Raw genomic sequence first — 927 nt, 5'->3', positions numbered from 1 at the left:
AATAAAAATCGTGAAATGTAACTTCATTATTTGTGACTAATGAAATTTTTTTAATTTTATCTAAAGAGGGGGTCATTATTCCATTAATCCATCTTGAAATAGAGGCTTGTTTAACACCGATTAATTTCCCCGCTTCCTCTTGAGATAATTTGTTTTTATTAATCCAATCTTCTAAACGCATATTTCTATTCCGATTTAAATTCTATTTATACGTATAACGTATATTTATAAAAAACGCAATATACTTTATTCGCCATAGATAATTTTAATCGTAATGGTAGGATAAGAGAATGAAGTTTATATCAATCGAAAAACACAAACATATAAAAGCTTGGAGAAAACATTTTAAATTTTCTCAAGAAAAGCTTGCAGAAATGCTCGGAACCGCTCAACCTAATATAACAAGATGGGAGAGTGGCGCTATGGCTATTGATGATAAAACTTTTAAAAAAATCGCAGCAGCATTAGGAATTGACCCTTTAAAACTACTTGTATCACCACAAGACGCACCTACAATTGATTTTTTATCAAAAATGAACAGTATTATTCAGAAAATGGATGATGAAACAAAAATGCAATGGCTGTCTTTGGGTGAAAAATTAACAAATAAAAAATAATATTCGTAATTCGTATATTTTTTTATTGACATATATACGTAATACGTATAAAACAACCTCATGGCCACGATGGTCATGGGGTCTTGTGTTTTTATAACAATAAAAACGTTTAAAGGTGCTATGAAGCAAGACCCCTCTTTATTATTAGGAGGAGGACTATGAGTGAAAAATTATGGCTTAATAAAAAAGAAGTATGCGAAAGATTAGGTGGTGTCAATTATAGTGTTATTGACGAACTTATAGAAGAAAAAGATTTTCCTTTACCTGTCGATTTAATAGGTGGAGGACGTAAAAAGTTTTACGTTCCAGC

2 protein-coding genes are annotated in these 927 nt (G+C 30.5%); one reads left to right on the top strand and one right to left on the bottom strand.

Annotated elements, in window-relative coordinates:
• Positions 1 to 181 (bottom strand): helix-turn-helix domain-containing protein (locus CIN_RS10795; RefSeq protein ID WP_040364463.1); only part of this gene is annotated, 181 nt, incomplete at its 3' end.
• 109 nt (positions 182 to 290) lie between these two features.
• On the opposite strand from CIN_RS10795, the gene CIN_RS10790 reads away from it, so the two are divergent.
• Entirely contained in the window at positions 291 to 617 is a 327-nt protein-coding gene (locus tag CIN_RS10790; protein ID WP_040364462.1) for a helix-turn-helix domain-containing protein, read from the top strand.
• The last annotated feature ends 310 nt before the right edge of the window (positions 618 to 927 follow it).

This window comes from Commensalibacter intestini A911 (assembly GCF_000231445.1).
Classification (GTDB): domain Bacteria; phylum Pseudomonadota; class Alphaproteobacteria; order Acetobacterales; family Acetobacteraceae; genus Commensalibacter; species Commensalibacter intestini.
The sequence above is the reverse complement of the archived record's forward strand: the minus strand, read 5'-3'. Positions and strand labels throughout refer to the sequence as shown.

Bases quoted from the DNA above. Each gene is read 5' to 3' on its own strand.
- CIN_RS10790 (WP_040364462.1), top strand. From the start codon at position 291: ATGAAGTTTATATCAATCGAAAAACACAAACATATAAAAGCTTGGAGA.